The following is a 15,351-nucleotide window of genomic DNA, read 5'->3' as shown; positions in this document are numbered from 1 at the left end:
ATGGCCGACGTGCTGACGTTGATGGAGGTGGGTGGCCCGGTCGCCGGAATGGTCGGCGGGGCCGCCTACCTCCGGGCCCGGCATCCGGCCGCGTACTGGTCCACGGTCGGCCTGCCGATCTCCACGGCGAAGCTGCTGGGCTCGTACGGATCCGTCATGGATGCCTGCGGGCTGACCGTCCCGCCGTCCCGGCTGCGGGCTTGGGCGACGCAGGCGCTCACCCACCGGGAAGTGCGGCCCGTTCCGCCCCGGCGTGGGCTCGTCCGCCCGACCTCGACCGGGCTGCGTGTTCGGCTGCGGCTGGCGCCGGGGCAGGAACCGGCTGATGTCGCGGCTTCGGCTGAACGGCTGCGGCACGCCTGGGGAGTTCACGGCGTGTACGTGGAGGTGGTGAAGCCCGGTGTCGTCGAACTGCGGCTGATCGGCTTCGACGTACTCAGGAAGGTCCGGATGCCACGGAAGTCCGGTGGCGGCTTCCTCAAAGTGCCGGTGGCGCTGAAGGAGGACGCGACACCGTTCGTGCGCGACTACCGGACCATCCCGCACCAGCTCACCCTGGGCGCGACGCTGTCGGGGAAGTCGATGTTCCTGCGGCACCTGATAGCTGGGCTGGCCCGGCAACGGGTCGCGCTGGTGGGCATCGACTGCAAGAGGGGTGTGGAGCTGGCGCCGTTCGCTCCCCGGCTGTCGGCGCTGGCCACCGACCCTGTACAGGCGGCTGACCTGCTGCCGGTACTGATTGAACTCATGGAGGACCGATACGACTTGATCAAGGCCCGGCAGGGCATCGCCCCGAGCACGCCGGATGAAGGGATCACCTCTGACATCTGGGGCCTGCCGGAAGAAGAGCGCCCGGTACCGGTGGTGCTGCTCGTCGACGAGGTGGCCGAGCTGTTCCTCGTGGCCACGCGGAAGGACGAGGAACGGCGGGACGAGATGGTCACCCAGCTCATCCGGCTCGCCCAACTCGGCCGCGCGGCAGGCATCTACCTGGAGGTCTGCGGACAGCGCTTCGGCGCCGAACTGGGCAAGGGCGCCACGATGCTCCGGGCTCAGCTGACCGGCCGCGTCTGCCACCGCGTGAACGACGAAGCCTCCGCCAAGATGGCACTCGGCGACATCGCCCCCGAAGCGGTCGGCGCGGCCTGCGCCATCGCTCCCGAACGGCCTGGGCTCGCGGTCGCCGGGGACACCTCCGGCGGCTGGTCCCGCATCCGCACCCCGTATCTCTCGCTCGGTGACGCTGCCGGAGTCTGCCGGGAGACCGCGCACCTCGTTCCGGACCTGCCAGCGCTGGAACCGTTCCGGCCCGATGTGCCGGCCGTTCCGGTGAGCGCACCGGTGTCGCTGCTCAAGCCGCTCCCGGCCACCGAGTAACCGCCCTCATCTCACGGTCGGCGCGACCGCACCGCGCCATGTCCCTACCGCGTCATGCCCGAAACCGATTGGAGTACCTGTGTCCCGCCCTTCCATCTCCGAGGTCTCCGCGCTGCTCGCTGACCTGGCCGACTTCCGCACGTCCAGTGCCGGGAACCACGCAGAGCTGATGAGCCGCAAAGCGGACCTGTTGGAGCGCATCGCGGCCACCATGCCCGGCGATGCAGAAGCCGCCGAAGTAGCCGCCGCTGCCCGCGCACGTGCCGACGAACTCACGGCGGGCGGCTGACCTCACTGGAAGCAGTCCCTACCCCTGCCATGCCTGAAAGGAGGTCCGTCGTGCACGACCAGACATGGCAAGCGATTCGTCAGATCGAGACCGCCGTACGAGCTGGTAACTACGCAACCGCATTGGACGACGCGCACCGCCTCTACCGGGATGCCGCTACCGAAGCTGAGCGCGCTGAGTTGCTGGCCGTACTTGGCCCACGCGCCATCCCACCGTCCGACAACGCCTGTGAAGGGGTGTAGACGTGCGCGCCTACCTGGCGCGGGTTGACGCGGTGCTCGTGCAAGCGGTCATCGCAGCCGCGCTGTCCTTCGCCCACCTGCACGACCTGGCCTCCGCGGCCGGGCAAGCCGGGTGGAAGGCGTGGGCCTATCCGGTCTCCGTCGACCTGCTGCTCGTGGCCGCCTGGAAGCGGCTGCGGTCCGGCTCGTCCAAGGCGGCGGGCTGGTGCTGGTTCATCGTCGCCCTGGCCGCGTCGCTGGGCGCGAACGTCGCCACCGCCGGACTGCTGGACCTGGCCGACGTCCCCGACTGGCTGCGCATCCTCGTCGCCGGATGGCCCGCCGTCGCCTTCCTCGGCGGAACGCTCCTTGCCCACACCGCACCAACGCCCGAACCCGCATCGGTTGCGGCCGAACCGGAAGCCGCGGGAGCTCCCGCCGCTCCGGACCTTGAACCGAAGCTGCCCGCCCCGCACGTACCGGCTGCCCTCGTGGCCCACGCACGCAAGCTCGCCGACGAACACCGCGCCCGTACTGGCTCGCCCATGGACACACCGACGCTCCGCGCTCGCCTCGGCGTCCCGGCGCCCCTAGCCGACGCCATCGCCGCCCACCTCTGAAAGGGGTCCGCCATGCTCCGCCGCTTCCGCAACATCCTCCGCATCGGCCCGGTCCGGATCGGCACCGCCAACGACCAACGGGGACGGCAGAAGCACACCGCCGTGTGCACCGCTCCCCGCTGTGACTTCTCCGCCGACTACGACACGCGTGCCGCCGCTGAACTGGCCGCCCGTACCCACCGTTGCCCCGTCCGCTGAAGGGAGTTCGTCTATGACTGTCAGCCTTCCCCTGGTCTTCATCCTGGGCGCCATCGCCTGGTTCGCGATCAAGTTCCTCGGCGTCCGTGTCTGGATCGCCGTCGTCATCGCGCTGTTCGGCTTCTGGCTCGCCCACACCGGGCTCGCACCCCTCGTGGAGTCCGGTACGCGCTCCGGCGTCGACACCGTCAACCGCGAACACGACTAGACGAGTAGCTGAGAGGAAACCGCCGTGTTCCGACCGAAGTACCCCGAGACCCCCACGCTGCCGACCGTCCACCTGCCCGGCTCGGCTACCCCGGCGACCCAGCGCCCCCACGCTCCGGCGGCCTGCGGGTGCCAGCACACCTCCGCGCCCGCACCCCGCCGGACACCACTGCTCGGGCTCAACGCCGGAACCGTCGGCGCCGTGGTCACAGTCGGCATCGTCCTGACCGCGCTCCTGGCCGCCGTCGCCGTCACGGCCATCTCCGTCGCCGTGGCCGCCGTTGTCATGCGCTCGCTGCTCACCGGCCAGCGCCGCCGCTGACCCCGATGAACACGACTGCCGGGGCGGCCTCGATACCGCCAAGCATCCGCCGCCCCGGCAATCCAACCCCCCTCCCGACCACAGCCGAAAGAGGTGACACCCATCATCACCCGCACCACCCCGCCACCGCTGCCCCAACTCGGCAACCTTGCAGCCCTTGGCACCATGCCCGCACTGCTCCGCCAGCTCTCCGGCCTCGGCGGCTGCACCAACCCCATCCGCCTCGACGGCCACCGCACCGAGCACGAGGTGAACCGGGAAACCGGCGAGATCGGCCGCGTCCTGCGACACCTGGACTCCACCGACCTGCCCGCCGGACACCTCCTCGTCCGCTGCAACAACCGCCGCACCACCCGCTGCCCGGCCTGCGCCGAGACCTACCGCCGCGACACCTTCCACCTGATCACCGCCGGACTGCGTGGCGGCAAGGGCATCCCGGAGACGGTCACCGGCCATCCGCGCGTCTTCGCCACCTTCACGGCACCCAGCTTCGGCCCCGTCCACAACCGGCTTACCGGTCCGGCCGGTACCCACCGCCCGTGCCGCTGCGGCACCCGACACGACCAGGAGGACGACGCCCTTGGCACCCCGCTCAACCCGACCACCTACGACTACGAAGCCGCCGTCCTCTGGAACGCCCATGCGGGCATGCTCTGGCGCCGCTTCTCGATCTACCTGCGGCGTGAGGTCGCCAAGCGGGCCGGGCTCACCCAACGCGCCTTCCGCGATCACGCCCGGCTGTCCTTCGCCAAGGTCGCCGAGTACCAGAAGCGCGGTGCCGTCCACTTCCATGCCGTGATCCGCCTCGACGGCCCCGGCGGCGGCGACACCTCGCCCCCGGCCTGGGCCACGGTCGAGATGCTGACCGACGCCATCCGCGCCGCCGCGACCAGGGCCGAGGTCACCGGGCCGGTCATCGACGGCCGGACCCACACCTTCGCCTTCGGTAACCAGCTCGACGTACGGCCCATCCGAGGTGCCGACCTCAACGGCGGCCAAGAGCTGACCGACCGGGCCGTGGCCGCCTACATCGCCAAGTACGCCACCAAGGGCGCTGAGACCGCGACCGGAGCCCTGGACCGGCCGCTACGCCTCATCGCCGAGATCGCTCAACTCGACATCACCGACCACGCCCGCCGCCTCATCCGCACCGCATGGGCCCTCGGCGCCCGCAAGGACCTGGAACACCTCCGGCTCCGCGCCTGGGCCCACATGCTCGGCTTCCGCGGCCACTTCTCCACCAAGTCCCGCCGCTACTCCACCACCCTCGGCGCACTCCGCGACGCCCGCGCCGCTTGGCGACGCGCTCAGGCAGCCGCCGATCTGGAGCACGAGGAGACCACCCTCGTCCTCGCCCACTGGGCCTACGCCGGAACCGGCCTCACCTCCGCCGAAGAATGGCTCACCGCCACCATCACCCCCGCCACTGGAACAGAAGGAGAGCCCACCCATGCATGACCGCTATCTCAGCGTTGCTCAAGTGGCGGAGCTGCTGGGCACCACGCAGCGCTTTCCCCGGCGGCTGATCGCGGAGCGGCGCGTCAAGTACGTCAAGGTGGGCCGTCACGTCCGCATCCCGGAGAGCGTCATACGCGAGTACATCGACGCGAACACTGTGCAGCCCGTGCAGCCTCGGCGCCGTCGCCTTGGGCGGGCTGCCTGATGCCGAGGAAGAAGCCAACGAAGAAGCGGCGTTTTGGGCGTGTCCGCAAGCTGCCCTCCGGCCGCTATCAGGCGCGGTACCTCGCCCCCGATGGGGTCGATCGCCCGGCACCAGTCACCTTCGCCACGGCCGGGGAGGCGGATGACTGGTTGGCTGAGCAGCAGACGGAGGTACGCAAAGGGGACTGGCAGGACCCGGACGCGGGGGCGGTCAACTTCGGTGAGTACGCCGTGCAGTGGGTTGAAGAGCGGGACCTCTCCGCTACCACCGAGGAGCTGTACCGGCGCCTTCTGCGGCTACACATCCTGCCCACCTTCCGAGCCTGGGATCTGGACGAGATCACCCCGCCCAGGGTGCGCACGTGGCGTGCTGAGCGGCTGAAGGCCACTGGAGAAACGACCGTCGCCAAGTCGTACCGGCTGGTGAAAGCGATCCTGGAAACCGCGGTTGAGGACGAGCTGATCCGCCGCAACCCGTGCCGGATTCGAGGGGCAGGCAAGGAGTCGGCTCCTGAGCGGCCCATCGCCACCGTGGACCAGGTGGACGCCCTTGCGGACGCCATCGGGCCCCGCTGGCGCCTCATGGTGTACATCGCGGCGTACGGGCCCGCGCGGCCGGAAGAGCAAGCCGAGCTGCGGCGGCCGGACGTGGACCTCGAAACGGTCGGCGTCTGGGTCCGGCGGGCCGCTCCTGAGCTGACGACCGGGCGGCGGGTGGTCGGCGACACCAAGTCCGAGGCGGGGAAGCGGTTCATCGTCCTGCCGGGCTTCCTGCGGAAGGACCTTGAACGTCATCTGAAGTGGTTCGCTGAGAAGGACCCCAACGGACTTCTGTTCGTGGGGGAGAAGGGGGCACCGTTCCGGCGGTCCTCCTTTGGGCGGAAGTGGCGTCGGGCGCGGGCGAAAGTGGGGCTCCCCGACGACTTCCGTTTCTACGATCTTCGTCACACCGGCCATACGCTCTCGACGCAATCCGGGGCAACGCTCAAGGACACCATGGTCCGGGCTGGCCAGTCCTCCGAGCGGGCCGCGCTGATCTACCAGCACTCCAACCTCGACCGTCAGAAGGAGATCGCCGCCGCCCTCGACGCTCGCGTGCGGGCACAGCGTGAGGCGGCCCGGAGCCCATCGGGCACGCAACGGGCACGGGAGGCATAGAGAGGTCTAGACAACAACAAAGCCCCGGGCCGCTGGCCTGGGGCTTCTGTCTGGAGCGGGTGACGGGAATCGAACCCGCGCTCTGAGCTTGGGAAGCTCATGTTCTACCATTAAACTACACCCGCGAGGGCGCCCAATTGGCCTGGCGCCGCATCGTCGCTCACTGTACCTCATGGCTGACCCCCGGCGCATTTGTCGTGGGGTCTTCTTGCTGTTCGAGGTGGTTTGCGCGAGGGGGAAGCGGCTGTTGGGGTGCGGGAGTTGGGGCGTACGGTGGGGGCGCGGAGTGCCGCGTGGAGTGACGTGCGATTGATCCCCTAATGTGGCTTTTGTCGTCCACGTCGTCCACGTTCTTGGGGAAGGGACTCAATGGAGCGCACCGTCGTCCGTTGTGCTGAAGGGCACGTGTTCAGTACCGCCTCGTTCCCGATGCAGCACCTCACCGTCGACCGGATCGGTCCCGGGCGGCTGCTGCGGTGTCCGCGCTGTGCGCGGCTGCGGCATGCGGTGCCCGTGGGGCACCAGAAGCGGTAACCGATGAGGCCAGGGGCGAGGGCTCGGTCCGGTGGGGCCGGGTCCTTTGCCGTGGGCCGCCGTGGCCCATCGTGGGATCCGTGCCGCAGCGCCTGGTCCGCCGTAGCGCCCCTGGTCCGGCGTAGGGCCTGTCCGTAGAGGGCCGCTCCGTTTGCGTATCCTCATTCCGTGCTTCTCTCAGACAAGGACATCCGGACCGAGATCGACGCCGGACGGGTGCGGATCGATCCTTACGACCCGACGATGGTTCAGCCGTCGAGCATCGACGTCAGGCTGGACCGGTTCTTCCGGGTATTCGAGAACCACCGCTACCCCCATATCGACCCGGCGGTGGAGCAGCCCGATCTGACGCGGCTGGTGGAGCCCGAGGGGGACGACGCGTTCATCCTGCACCCCGGGGAGTTCGTGCTGGCCTCGACCTACGAGGTGATCAGCCTTCCGGATGACATCGCCTCCCGGTTGGAGGGAAAATCGAGCCTGGGGCGGCTGGGGCTGCTGACGCATTCCACGGCCGGATTCATCGACCCGGGCTTCTCCGGGCATGTGACGCTCGAGCTGTCGAACGTCGCGACGTTGCCGATCAAGTTGTGGCCGGGCATGAAGATCGGGCAGCTGTGCATGTTCCGGCTGACCTCGCCCGCCGAGCACCCCTACGGGTCCGCGCGCTACGGCTCCCGCTACCAGGGGCAGCGCGGGCCGACGCCCTCGCGGTCGTTCCAGAACTTCCATCGGACGAAGGTGTGACCGGCGTGGGTGAGAGCGGGAGCGTGGGTGAGAAGCGGGAGAACCTGAGCTACGAGCGGTTCGGCGTCGCCGTCCGCGAGCTGGCGCAGGCCATCGCGGACGACGGCTACGAGCCGGACGTCGTGCTCTCCATAGCCCGTGGCGGGGTCTTCGTCGCGGGCGGGCTGGCGTACGCGCTGGACTGCAAGAACATCCACCTGATCAACGTGGAGTTCTACACCGGTGTCGGGACCACCCTCGAGATGCCGGTCATGCTCGCCCCGGTCCCCAACGTGATCGACTTCTCCGACAAGAAGGTGCTGATCGCGGACGATGTCGCGGACACCGGCAAGACGCTGAAGCTGGTGCGCGACTTCTGCCTCGGCACGGTCGCCGAGGTGCGCAGCGCGGTGATCTACGAGAAGTCGCAGTCGCTGGTGAAGTGCGAGTACGTCTGGAAGCGCACCGACGAGTGGATCAACTTCCCCTGGTCGGTTTTGCCTCCATGCCGTAAGTCTGGCACCCCCATTACGCCCTCAAAGGACGCACTTGAGTGACCTCGGTCACTGCGTCTGAGGCATGGAGATGCCCCGCCCGGCTGTCTCGGAATCGCAGGCGGACGAGGCGGCCCCGGGGGCCGCGCAGGCGCTTGGCCTCCTCGGCCCACTCCCCCTCCATCCCGCGCCCGAGGTTCTCGCTGAACTGCGCTGCGTCCGCATCTGACGAAAGGGAACGCCGCGCGCATGACCACGCCCGCGACACGCCGCCTGTCCGGCACCACCCTGCTGCGCACCGTGCGCGAAAACCTCGGGCCGTACCGGGAACACATCGAGCCCTCCGACAAGCGCGTGGCCATCATCCGCAAGGGCGGTCAGCCGCGGCGGCTGAGGAGTGCGGCGCCGACGAGCCCGGTCTCGGCGAGCCGGGTGATCTCGCTGCTCAGGGTGGCCAGGTCCGGGATAGCGGCCGGTGGGGAGGCGGGTGGTGTACTCACGCGCTCTCCCGGGGCCGGCGGAGCGCCGCCTCGCCTGCGGCCATCTGGTCCAGGGCTGGCTGGAGCCTGCGGGTGAGTTCCTTGACCAGCCGGGAGCGGGGGTCAAGCCGGGCATAGGACAGGCCGTTGCGGACCCACCACGTCCCTTGGTAGCGGAGTCGGCGTCGGGCGTGAAGGGGACGAGCTCATCGGAGTCGCCATCTCGTTCGTAACCGCTGGAGGCGATGGCTGTGCCTGCCTCGACCAGGTTCCGGGCGACAGCCGCCTCGTAGACACCACACCCCCGGCGCGGCCCTCATCGCCGCCGGAATCGCCGACGACCTCACCCGGAACCGAGAGATCGCTTGCGAGGAGCAGGCAGGGGGTGAGGGCTGATGGCGGAGCCGAAGAAGATCATCAGCCGGGAGGGGTGGATCAAGAAGCAGCTTGATCGGGCTCCGGCCCGTGATCAGGCGTGGGTGAGACGTGCGCTGATCCTGCATCGTCGCTGACAGACGTACGCCCCGGACCATGATCCGGGGCGTACGCGGCGTTCTACTGGCGCCAGACGGGTTCGATCAGATCGGGGTCGAACTTGCGGGCTCCGCGGCCTGCGGGGTGGATGAGAACGGCCGTCAGGCTGTGCAGGATGATCGCCTGCTGCCGCTCGATGGGGAGACCGTGGAAGTCCTTCCCGATGTCCGCGTGTACGGACTCGGCCCGCTTGATCTCCTTGTAGAAGCGCGCTCGCTCCAACTTCAGCTCGTCGCGCTTACGTTCCAGGTCAGGCAAGAGCTGGAGCAAGGACGACACGCTGAGCGTCCCGGCCTTGGTGGCCCGGGTGAGGGCGGTGATGTCGTCTTCGGCGGATTTGAGGTCGGCTTGCCTGGGCCAGCGCGCTTCGGCAGGGACGCCGCTGGACGCGGCTTCGTGGCGCTGCTCCTTCAGGACGAGATCGATGATGAGATCGTCGACTGGCTTGCCGACACGTCCGACCTTGCCGCAACCTCCGTTGACCACGGAGCACTGATAGCTGTACGGCGATGCCTTGGAACCGGGCTTCCAGTTCCTGTTGACCTGGCCACGAATCTTGGTGTGGCAGAGACCGCAGCGAGCGATTCCCGAAAGCAGGTACTTCCGCGCGAGCATGCGCCCGGGGGCACTCCGTTTCCGCTCGGCCACCGCCGCGCAGACGGCTTCTCATTCTTCGACGGTGTTGATCGTCTCCCACTCGCCGATGACCGGCTGTCCCTCGTCGTCGTGCAGGATCTCGCCGTGGTAGGCGCGGAAGCCGCACAGCCTCGGGTTGGTCAGGATGTGCTCCACGTGGTGGTGGGCCATCCGCTTGGTGCCCTGCCTGGGGTTGCCGAGTCCTTCCGCCTGCCAGCGCGTGCGGATGGTGCCGATGCGGACTCCGGAGAGGAGCTGCTTCTGCGCCTCGCGGATGTGGCGGGCGGCTTCAGGATCCACCTTGATCCCACCCTTCATCCATCCGTACGGGGCGGGGCCACCGTTCGACTTGCCTTGCTGGGCAAGTTGCAGGTGCTTGCGCTGGATGCGGCGTGACGCGTCGTGTGACGACTTGTTGGCGAACGCCACCATGACGCGGGCCATGGTGCGCCCGTCGGCCGTGGACAGATTCACATCGTTGGTGACGGTGGCGAACATCAGTCGCTTGCGGCCGTCGTACAGGTCGATCAGCCGTTCAAGGTCCTTGGGCTGGCGGGCCAGTCGGTCAAGGTCGTAGGCCACGACTCCGTCGATCAGCCCGGTGGCCAGGTCGGACAGCATCAGCTCGAACTCCGGTCGGCGGACGTTGCGCTTGAACGCCGACACATCGTTGTCCTCGTAGATCCTGGCTATGGCCCAGCCGCAGGTCAACCAGTCGTTCGCAGTCTTCGCGCTGGCGGGTGACCCCGAGGCCATCCCCCTCGTCGTCCCTGGAAATACGTGTGTAGACGGCCACCTCGCGTGCCACGCTCGGTTCCTCCCCCGTTACGCTCCGCTTGCGCCATAGCGAGTTCAGGTTACTACCGTCATTCAGTTCAGAATCCCTGAAGCGTCGAGCCGCCCGTCGTACGGCGTGCCGGGCAGGTCCTCGACGCCTGAGCCGGGCGCGTACGTCGTGGGGCCCGCGGATGCGGGCCCCTCTTTCGTTCCGGCTACAGCGTGCCCAGCTTCAGCAGGCTCAGCAGCGCGATCAGCTGGATCGCCGACGCGCCCAGCGCCTTCGGCCACGGGAGGTCGTGCGACTTGCTCACCATCGAGGTGAAGAGCGCGCCCGCCGCCAGCCAGGTCGCCCAGCCCAGCACCTTCACCAGCGAGCTGTCACCGCCCAGGAAGAGCGCGAACAGCAGCCGCGGCGCGTCCGTGAGCGACATGATCAGCATCGACAGGCCGATGGTGGGCGCCCATGTCCCGTCGCCGCCCAGCTGCCGGGCGAGCGTATGCGTGACCGCGCCCAGCACGAGACCGCTGAGCACCATCGCGACGGCCGTGCACAGCACCCACGGGATGCTGTTGGACATCGGGGCCTTGAGGACGTCGTCGCGGGCCGCTCCGAAGCCGAACACCGCCAGCAGGCCGTAGACGAAGGTCACGATGAGCGCCGGGCCCCAGACCGTGTAGTCACGCATCTGCCAGAAGGTGGCCGCCGGGCGGAGCACGATGCCGGTCAGCAGCTGCTTCCAGTGCAGACGGGGGCCCGCGGGCGGCGGGGTGGAGGAGCCGGCGCGGTAGGTGTTGGCGTATCCGTCGTCGTACGGGTCGTAGGCGTCGGGTGCCTCGCCGATGCTGAACGCCTGCGTATGACCCGCGTTGTTGTCGGAGTACGCGCCGGGGCCGGAGCCGGGGCCCGGTCCGGGGCCGTACGGTCCCTGCCCCGGGCCGTAGCCTCCGGGGTCGTGACCCGGCCCTTGTCCGGGGCCGGGACCGGGGCCGTAGTACGGGTCCTGGTCACCGCCGAAGTACTCCGGCTCTCCCTGTGAAGAGGGCTGCTGCCACTGCGGCTGCCGCCGGCCGTACGGGTCCTGCTGCCCGTACGGCGGCGGCTGCTGCGGTCGCTGCTGCTGCCCTTGTCGCGCGGAGTGGGAGTTCCGTCCGCGTCCGATCCTGAATCCAGCCACCATTCGAACGTACCCGGTCGTACGGGACACGGTGCCGGAGCGGTGGGACAGGCCCGGCATTGCGGCCGACCTGTGACATCCCTTAGGGGGACCCGGAGGGGCTGTCCCCCTGCTGGAAGGGGAGTTGTCGCTACCACTGGGCCGCCGGGCGGGCGGTGGTCAGTCGTCGTCCGCGTACGGGTCGCTCGTGAATGCCGTCCGGTCCTTCCGGCCGTCCGTGACCCACCAGCGCTCGGGGTGTTCGCCGTACCGCGAGAAGGTGAGGCCGCGGCCCCAGGCGAGGACCACCTCGTCCTTGCCGTCGTGGTCGAAGTCGGTGACCCGGTAGAGCCGGGCCGCGCGCTCGCCCTTGCGGACCTTCTCGCCGTCCAGCCGCGCCGGGACGGCACGGGTCAGGGTGCGGCGGTCGGCGACGGTGTCCGAGGAGCCGTGGCGGAGGGTGAGCAGCTCGACACCGCCCGAGCCGAGCGAGACGGCCAGTTCGTCGGTGTGGTCGCCGTTGGTGTCGGCGGCCGCCAGCACGCCGGACATCTTCGGCACCTTGATCGGGTGCGGGGTCCTGCCCCCGGCCCGGCTCGACGCGTGCGGGTAGACGCTGACCGTCTCGCCGATGTCCGGCCGCTCCGTCTCGTAGCCGGGCTCGTCGTTGCGGCTTCCGCTGTCGCCGACCGCGACATCGCGCTTGCCGTCCCCGTCGAAGTCGCCGAAGGCCACGGAGTTGCCCTTGCGCAGCTTGCGGCCGGTGGCGCGGAGGCCGTCCGGGCCCGCGGCCATGAGGGTCGAGCCGGACTGCTCCTCGTCGTTGAGCGCGTGCACCACCAGATCGGTGGGACGGTCTCCGTCGATCTTGTCGGCGATGAGATCGCCGATCTCGGTGCGCTCGCCGTGCTCGTGGAGGGGGCTGGCGTACGGGACGGTCCTGGCGGCCTTGCCCGCCCTGGTGAACGGGCCGTACATCACCAGCAGCGAGCGGCGGTCGGCGCGGATCAGCGCCAGGTCGTGGCGGCCGTCGCCGTCGAAGTCGCCCACGGTCGGGCGCTGGGTGTCCACGCTGTCGTCGGGGCCGGTCAGCTGGACGCGGGCGGCGGCCCGGGTCTTCCGCGGACCGCCCGCCGAGCCCCAGGAGATGTAGGGGACGGTACGGACGGTGGTGTGGGTGCGCTCGGCCTCGCGCTTGCTGAGCCGCTCGCCCGCCGTTGTTGTCACATCGGCGTAGCCGTCGTCGTCGAGGTCGGCCGTGGTCACCTCGCTGCCGCCCGCGACGGTGACGTCGGCGGCGGGCAGACCGAGGTCCCGGCGCCGGAGGACGGTGCGGGTGGCGGGGTTCAGGCCCTTGGCGGAGCTGTAGACGAAGCCGGCGCGGGTCGGCAGGCCCTCCTTGCGGGAGGGGACGGGGAGTTGGAGGTCCGGGTAGCCGTCGCCGTTGAGGTCGTCCGGCAGCCGGCTGCCCTTGCCGTGGGGGACGGGGGCGGACGCGGTGGGGGTGATCACGGCCTCGGAGGCGGCGTCGGAGGAGTGGTCCGGTGAACCCTTGTCGTCGCCGCCGAGCCCGCAAGCGGTCAGCAGCAGCGCGAGCGCGGCCGCGCAGGCGGCCCCGGCGGTGGTGCGGTACGGGGAACCCGGGACGCGGCCGGGCGGTGGTGCGGTGGGGGGATGCGCAGGCGTCATCGGCCCACCTCAACCCATAGGGGGTGGCCTGTGCCATGGGATGGGTCACTTTGTTACGAGGGTGATAGCGGGGCGTGGGCCATTCGGGGGCCATACGGGGTGGCCCGGGTGGGTGCCGGTGGCCCGGGTGGGTGCCTGGGGCGGGGCCGTGGGGTGCGTGGTGCGGGGGCGTACGGGCCGTGGTGGGCGCGCCCGCCTACGCTGCGGCCGCTGCGGGCGGCCCGTGGTGCGTCGGCCGTACGGGCGGCGGCGGTATCGCGGGGACGACGGCCGCTGCCGGGGTGGGGACCGGGCGCCCCCGGCGGCCCGCCAGCGGCGCTGCGGGCCATGGCCGTACAGGAACCGTGTGCGTGGCCGCCGCCTGGCGGGTACGTACGCCGCCGCGGCGTGTGACGCGTCGTGCGTCAGCTGTGCGGGAGCGGCGGTGCGATACCGGGACGGCAAGGACCTGCCGGGGCGGGCACGCGGCGGCCGCCCCCCGTACCGTGCGCGCCCCCACTGGGCGGCGGGGCGGCTCGCCTCGCCTCCCTCAGTGGTTCAGGACCGACGCGAACTCTTTGTCGCGGTAGGTGAAGCCGAACTTCGGGGCGCTGAAGGACGTCGCGCCCGTTGTCGTCGCCCCCGAGGCCGAGCCGCGGAGGACCCAGGCCGCGCCGTCCGCCGTGGCGCCCGCGGTGACGTCCTCGCCGTTGGCGGCGGCGGTCAGGTCCGTGCGGCCGTCGCCGTCGACGTCGGTGAGGAGGACGGTGGAGCCGAAGTGGTCCTGCTTCTCGCCGACGCCCGGGACGCCCGCCGTGTCCTGGTGGAGGGCCTGGGCGCCGGTGCCGGTCAGACCGTTCGCGCTGCCCTTGAGGAGGACCACGGAGCCGGTCGCGGTCCGGCCGCCGACCGCTTCGCCGGGTACGCCGACGGCCACGTCCGCGTAGCCGTCGCCGGTCGCGTCGCCGACGGAGACGGAGGTACCGAAGTGATCCACCCACTCGTTCAGCCCGGGCACCCCGGGGGTGTCCTGGTGGAAGAGCTCGCGGCGGCGGCCGGTGCCCAGGCCGTTCTCGTGGCCGTAGTAGACGGTGATCAGGCCGGCGGAGGCGCTCGGGTCGTCGACGGAGTCCTCGCAGCAGGTGCTGCCCGAACCGGTGACCAGGTCGTCGAAACCGTCCTTGTCGAGGTCGCCGACCCCGGCCGTCTGCGGGACGGCCGAGACGCCGTCGGTGAGCTGCCGCTGATAGGCGAGCCCGCCCGGACCGCCGGTGTAGACGGCGGCCCAGGCGCCGCTGGACTCGTCCGCGTCCTGTACGCCGTAGACGACGATGCCGCTGCTGCCCGAGCCGGTGAAGTCGCCGGTGGCCAGGCCAGCGGGATCCTCCGTGAAGCCGTCGGTGACGAGCGAGGCGGCGGAGGGGCGGGTGCGGGTGAAGCCGTCGGCGTAGGTCCACATGCCGTCGCCGCCGAGCACGACGAGGTTCTGGCCCTCGTCGCCGTCGAGGTCCGCCACGGCGGCGTCCAGGCCGAAGGGGCGCTCGTTGGGCGATCCCTGGGTGGGGACGGCGGTGCCGCCGCCCGTGAGGCCGCGCGGGCCGCCCCAGACCACCGTGACCGAGCCGGTGCGGCCGCTGCCGTCGTCCGCCTTCTCGCCCTCCGCGGTGACCACGAGGTCGTCGTAGCCGTCGCCGTCCAGATCGCCGCTGGTGACCTTGGTGCCGAAGGCGTCGCCGGCCTCGGCGGTGCCGGGGACGTGGCCCGCGCCCTGGGTGATCGTGGTGGAGCGGGAGGGGGAGACGCCGTTGGCCGAGCCGTAGACCACCACGACCTGGCCCGCGTTCGCCTCGCCTCCGACGGGGGCCTTGGGGGTGGCGGTGACGAGGTCGGCGTAGCCGTCGCCGTTGAAGTCGTCCCGCAGGGTGGCGCTGGTGGGCCGCTGAAGGGACGGGCTCGCCGTGGGCCGGTTGTGGTCGGTCAGGGCCGCGTGGACCACCGGAACGCCGATGGTCCCGGCCACCAGGGCCGTGGCAGCCGTGGCGATGGCGGCGTTCCGTATGCGCACAGGAACTCCCGGAGGTCGGCGGAGGGCTAGGGGCGAGGAGTGAGGGGTGAGGGGTGAGGGGCTGATGGGGCGGCGGGCCGAGGAGGGAATTGGCAGATATATGACAGGTGAAAAGGGTGTGGGCGCCGGGACAGGCGCTCCGGCGCCCGATGTGACTCATCAGGGGTACGGATGGTTGTGCCCCGGGGGTGTGGGGGTGGTGTGCGGGTGTCGTGAAGGTGAACGCGCCG

18 protein-coding genes and 1 tRNA gene are annotated in these 15,351 nt (G+C 70.4%); 12 read left to right on the top strand and 7 right to left on the bottom strand.

Going from position 1 to position 15,351, the window contains the following annotated elements:
• The 10 genes from HUT19_RS19155 to HUT19_RS19110 all read left to right on the top strand — a co-directional run bounded on the left by HUT19_RS19155 (position 1) and on the right by HUT19_RS19110 (position 6,054).
• Positions 1-1,377, top strand: coding sequence for an FtsK/SpoIIIE domain-containing protein (locus tag HUT19_RS19155; RefSeq protein ID WP_176181656.1), 1,377 nt, complete (start codon positions 1-3; stop codon positions 1,375-1,377).
• A 79-nt stretch (positions 1,378-1,456) separates the two neighbouring features.
• Positions 1,457-1,666, top strand: a complete 210-nt coding sequence (locus tag HUT19_RS19150; protein ID WP_176181655.1) for a hypothetical protein — start codon at positions 1,457-1,459, stop codon at positions 1,664-1,666.
• Positions 1,667-1,716: 50 nt separating this feature from the next.
• On the top strand, positions 1,717-1,908 hold the full coding sequence (locus HUT19_RS19145) for a hypothetical protein (protein ID WP_176181654.1): 192 nt from the start codon (positions 1,717-1,719) through the stop codon (positions 1,906-1,908).
• A gap of 2 nt (positions 1,909-1,910) precedes the next feature.
• Positions 1,911-2,507, top strand: a complete 597-nt coding sequence (locus HUT19_RS19140; protein ID WP_176181653.1) for a DUF2637 domain-containing protein — start codon at positions 1,911-1,913, stop codon at positions 2,505-2,507.
• Between the two features lie 12 nt (positions 2,508-2,519).
• Positions 2,520-2,705, top strand: a complete 186-nt coding sequence (locus HUT19_RS19135; RefSeq protein ID WP_176181652.1) for a mobile element transfer protein — start codon at positions 2,520-2,522, stop codon at positions 2,703-2,705.
• Between the two features lie 13 nt (positions 2,706-2,718).
• Positions 2,719-2,913, top strand: coding sequence for a hypothetical protein (locus HUT19_RS19130; protein ID WP_176181651.1), 195 nt, complete (start codon positions 2,719-2,721; stop codon positions 2,911-2,913).
• A gap of 24 nt (positions 2,914-2,937) precedes the next feature.
• Positions 2,938-3,234, top strand: a complete 297-nt coding sequence (locus tag HUT19_RS19125) for a hypothetical protein (protein ID WP_176181650.1) — start codon at positions 2,938-2,940, stop codon at positions 3,232-3,234.
• A gap of 165 nt (positions 3,235-3,399) precedes the next feature.
• Complete coding sequence (locus tag HUT19_RS19120; protein WP_176187034.1) at positions 3,400-4,692, top strand: replication initiator; 1,293 nt, start codon at positions 3,400-3,402, stop codon at positions 4,690-4,692.
• Entirely contained in the window at positions 4,685-4,897 is a 213-nt protein-coding gene (locus HUT19_RS19115; RefSeq protein ID WP_176181649.1) for an excisionase family DNA-binding protein, read from the top strand. The genes HUT19_RS19120 and HUT19_RS19115 overlap by 8 nt, the downstream gene beginning before the upstream one ends.
• Positions 4,897-6,054, top strand: a complete 1,158-nt coding sequence (locus HUT19_RS19110; RefSeq protein WP_176181648.1) for a tyrosine-type recombinase/integrase — start codon at positions 4,897-4,899, stop codon at positions 6,052-6,054. Before HUT19_RS19115 ends, HUT19_RS19110 begins: the two co-directional genes overlap by 1 nt.
• 51 nt (positions 6,055-6,105) lie before the next feature.
• Here the strand turns inward: HUT19_RS19110 and HUT19_RS19105 are convergent.
• Positions 6,106-6,179 (bottom strand) — tRNA-Gly (locus HUT19_RS19105).
• Between the two features lie 577 nt (positions 6,180-6,756).
• Here HUT19_RS19105 and dcd point away from each other — a divergent pair.
• Together dcd and HUT19_RS19095 are read left to right on the top strand one after the other, a co-directional pair.
• Positions 6,757-7,332, top strand: a complete 576-nt coding sequence (gene dcd / locus HUT19_RS19100) for a dCTP deaminase (protein WP_176181647.1) — start codon at positions 6,757-6,759, stop codon at positions 7,330-7,332.
• Positions 7,333-7,355: 23 nt separating this feature from the next.
• A complete protein-coding gene (locus tag HUT19_RS19095) occupies positions 7,356-7,868 on the top strand; it encodes a phosphoribosyltransferase (protein ID WP_176187031.1) in 513 nt (170 codons plus the stop codon).
• Positions 7,869-8,182: 314 nt separating this feature from the next.
• On the opposite strand, the gene HUT19_RS43990 is transcribed toward HUT19_RS19095, so the two are convergent.
• From HUT19_RS43990 to HUT19_RS19075, 6 genes are all read right to left on the bottom strand, one after another.
• Positions 8,183-8,305, bottom strand: coding sequence for a hypothetical protein (locus HUT19_RS43990; protein WP_303331915.1), 123 nt, complete (start codon positions 8,303-8,305; stop codon positions 8,183-8,185).
• A 534-nt stretch (positions 8,306-8,839) separates the two neighbouring features.
• Positions 8,840-9,433, bottom strand: a complete 594-nt coding sequence (locus tag HUT19_RS43085; protein ID WP_254885650.1) for a zinc ribbon domain-containing protein — start codon at positions 9,431-9,433, stop codon at positions 8,840-8,842.
• A gap of 51 nt (positions 9,434-9,484) precedes the next feature.
• Positions 9,485-10,210, bottom strand: a complete 726-nt coding sequence (locus HUT19_RS43080) for a recombinase family protein (RefSeq protein WP_254885649.1) — start codon at positions 10,208-10,210, stop codon at positions 9,485-9,487.
• A gap of 236 nt (positions 10,211-10,446) precedes the next feature.
• Complete coding sequence (locus HUT19_RS19085; RefSeq protein ID WP_176181646.1) at positions 10,447-11,412, bottom strand: Yip1 family protein; 966 nt, start codon at positions 11,410-11,412, stop codon at positions 10,447-10,449.
• Positions 11,413-11,568: 156 nt separating this feature from the next.
• Positions 11,569-13,077: an FG-GAP repeat protein gene (locus HUT19_RS19080; protein ID WP_176181645.1), complete on the bottom strand. Its 1,509-nt coding sequence runs from the start codon at positions 13,075-13,077 to the stop codon at positions 11,569-11,571.
• A 529-nt stretch (positions 13,078-13,606) separates the two neighbouring features.
• The gene (locus tag HUT19_RS19075; RefSeq protein WP_176181644.1) at positions 13,607-15,121 is read right to left on the bottom strand and encodes an FG-GAP repeat protein; all 1,515 of its coding nucleotides are present in this window, start codon (positions 15,119-15,121) and stop codon (positions 13,607-13,609) included.
• Positions 15,122-15,351 lie beyond the last annotated feature (230 nt).

This window comes from Streptomyces sp. NA02950, assembly GCF_013364155.1.
GTDB lineage: Bacteria > Actinomycetota > Actinomycetes > Streptomycetales > Streptomycetaceae > Streptomyces.
This window is presented reverse-complemented; position numbering and strand designations above follow the sequence as displayed.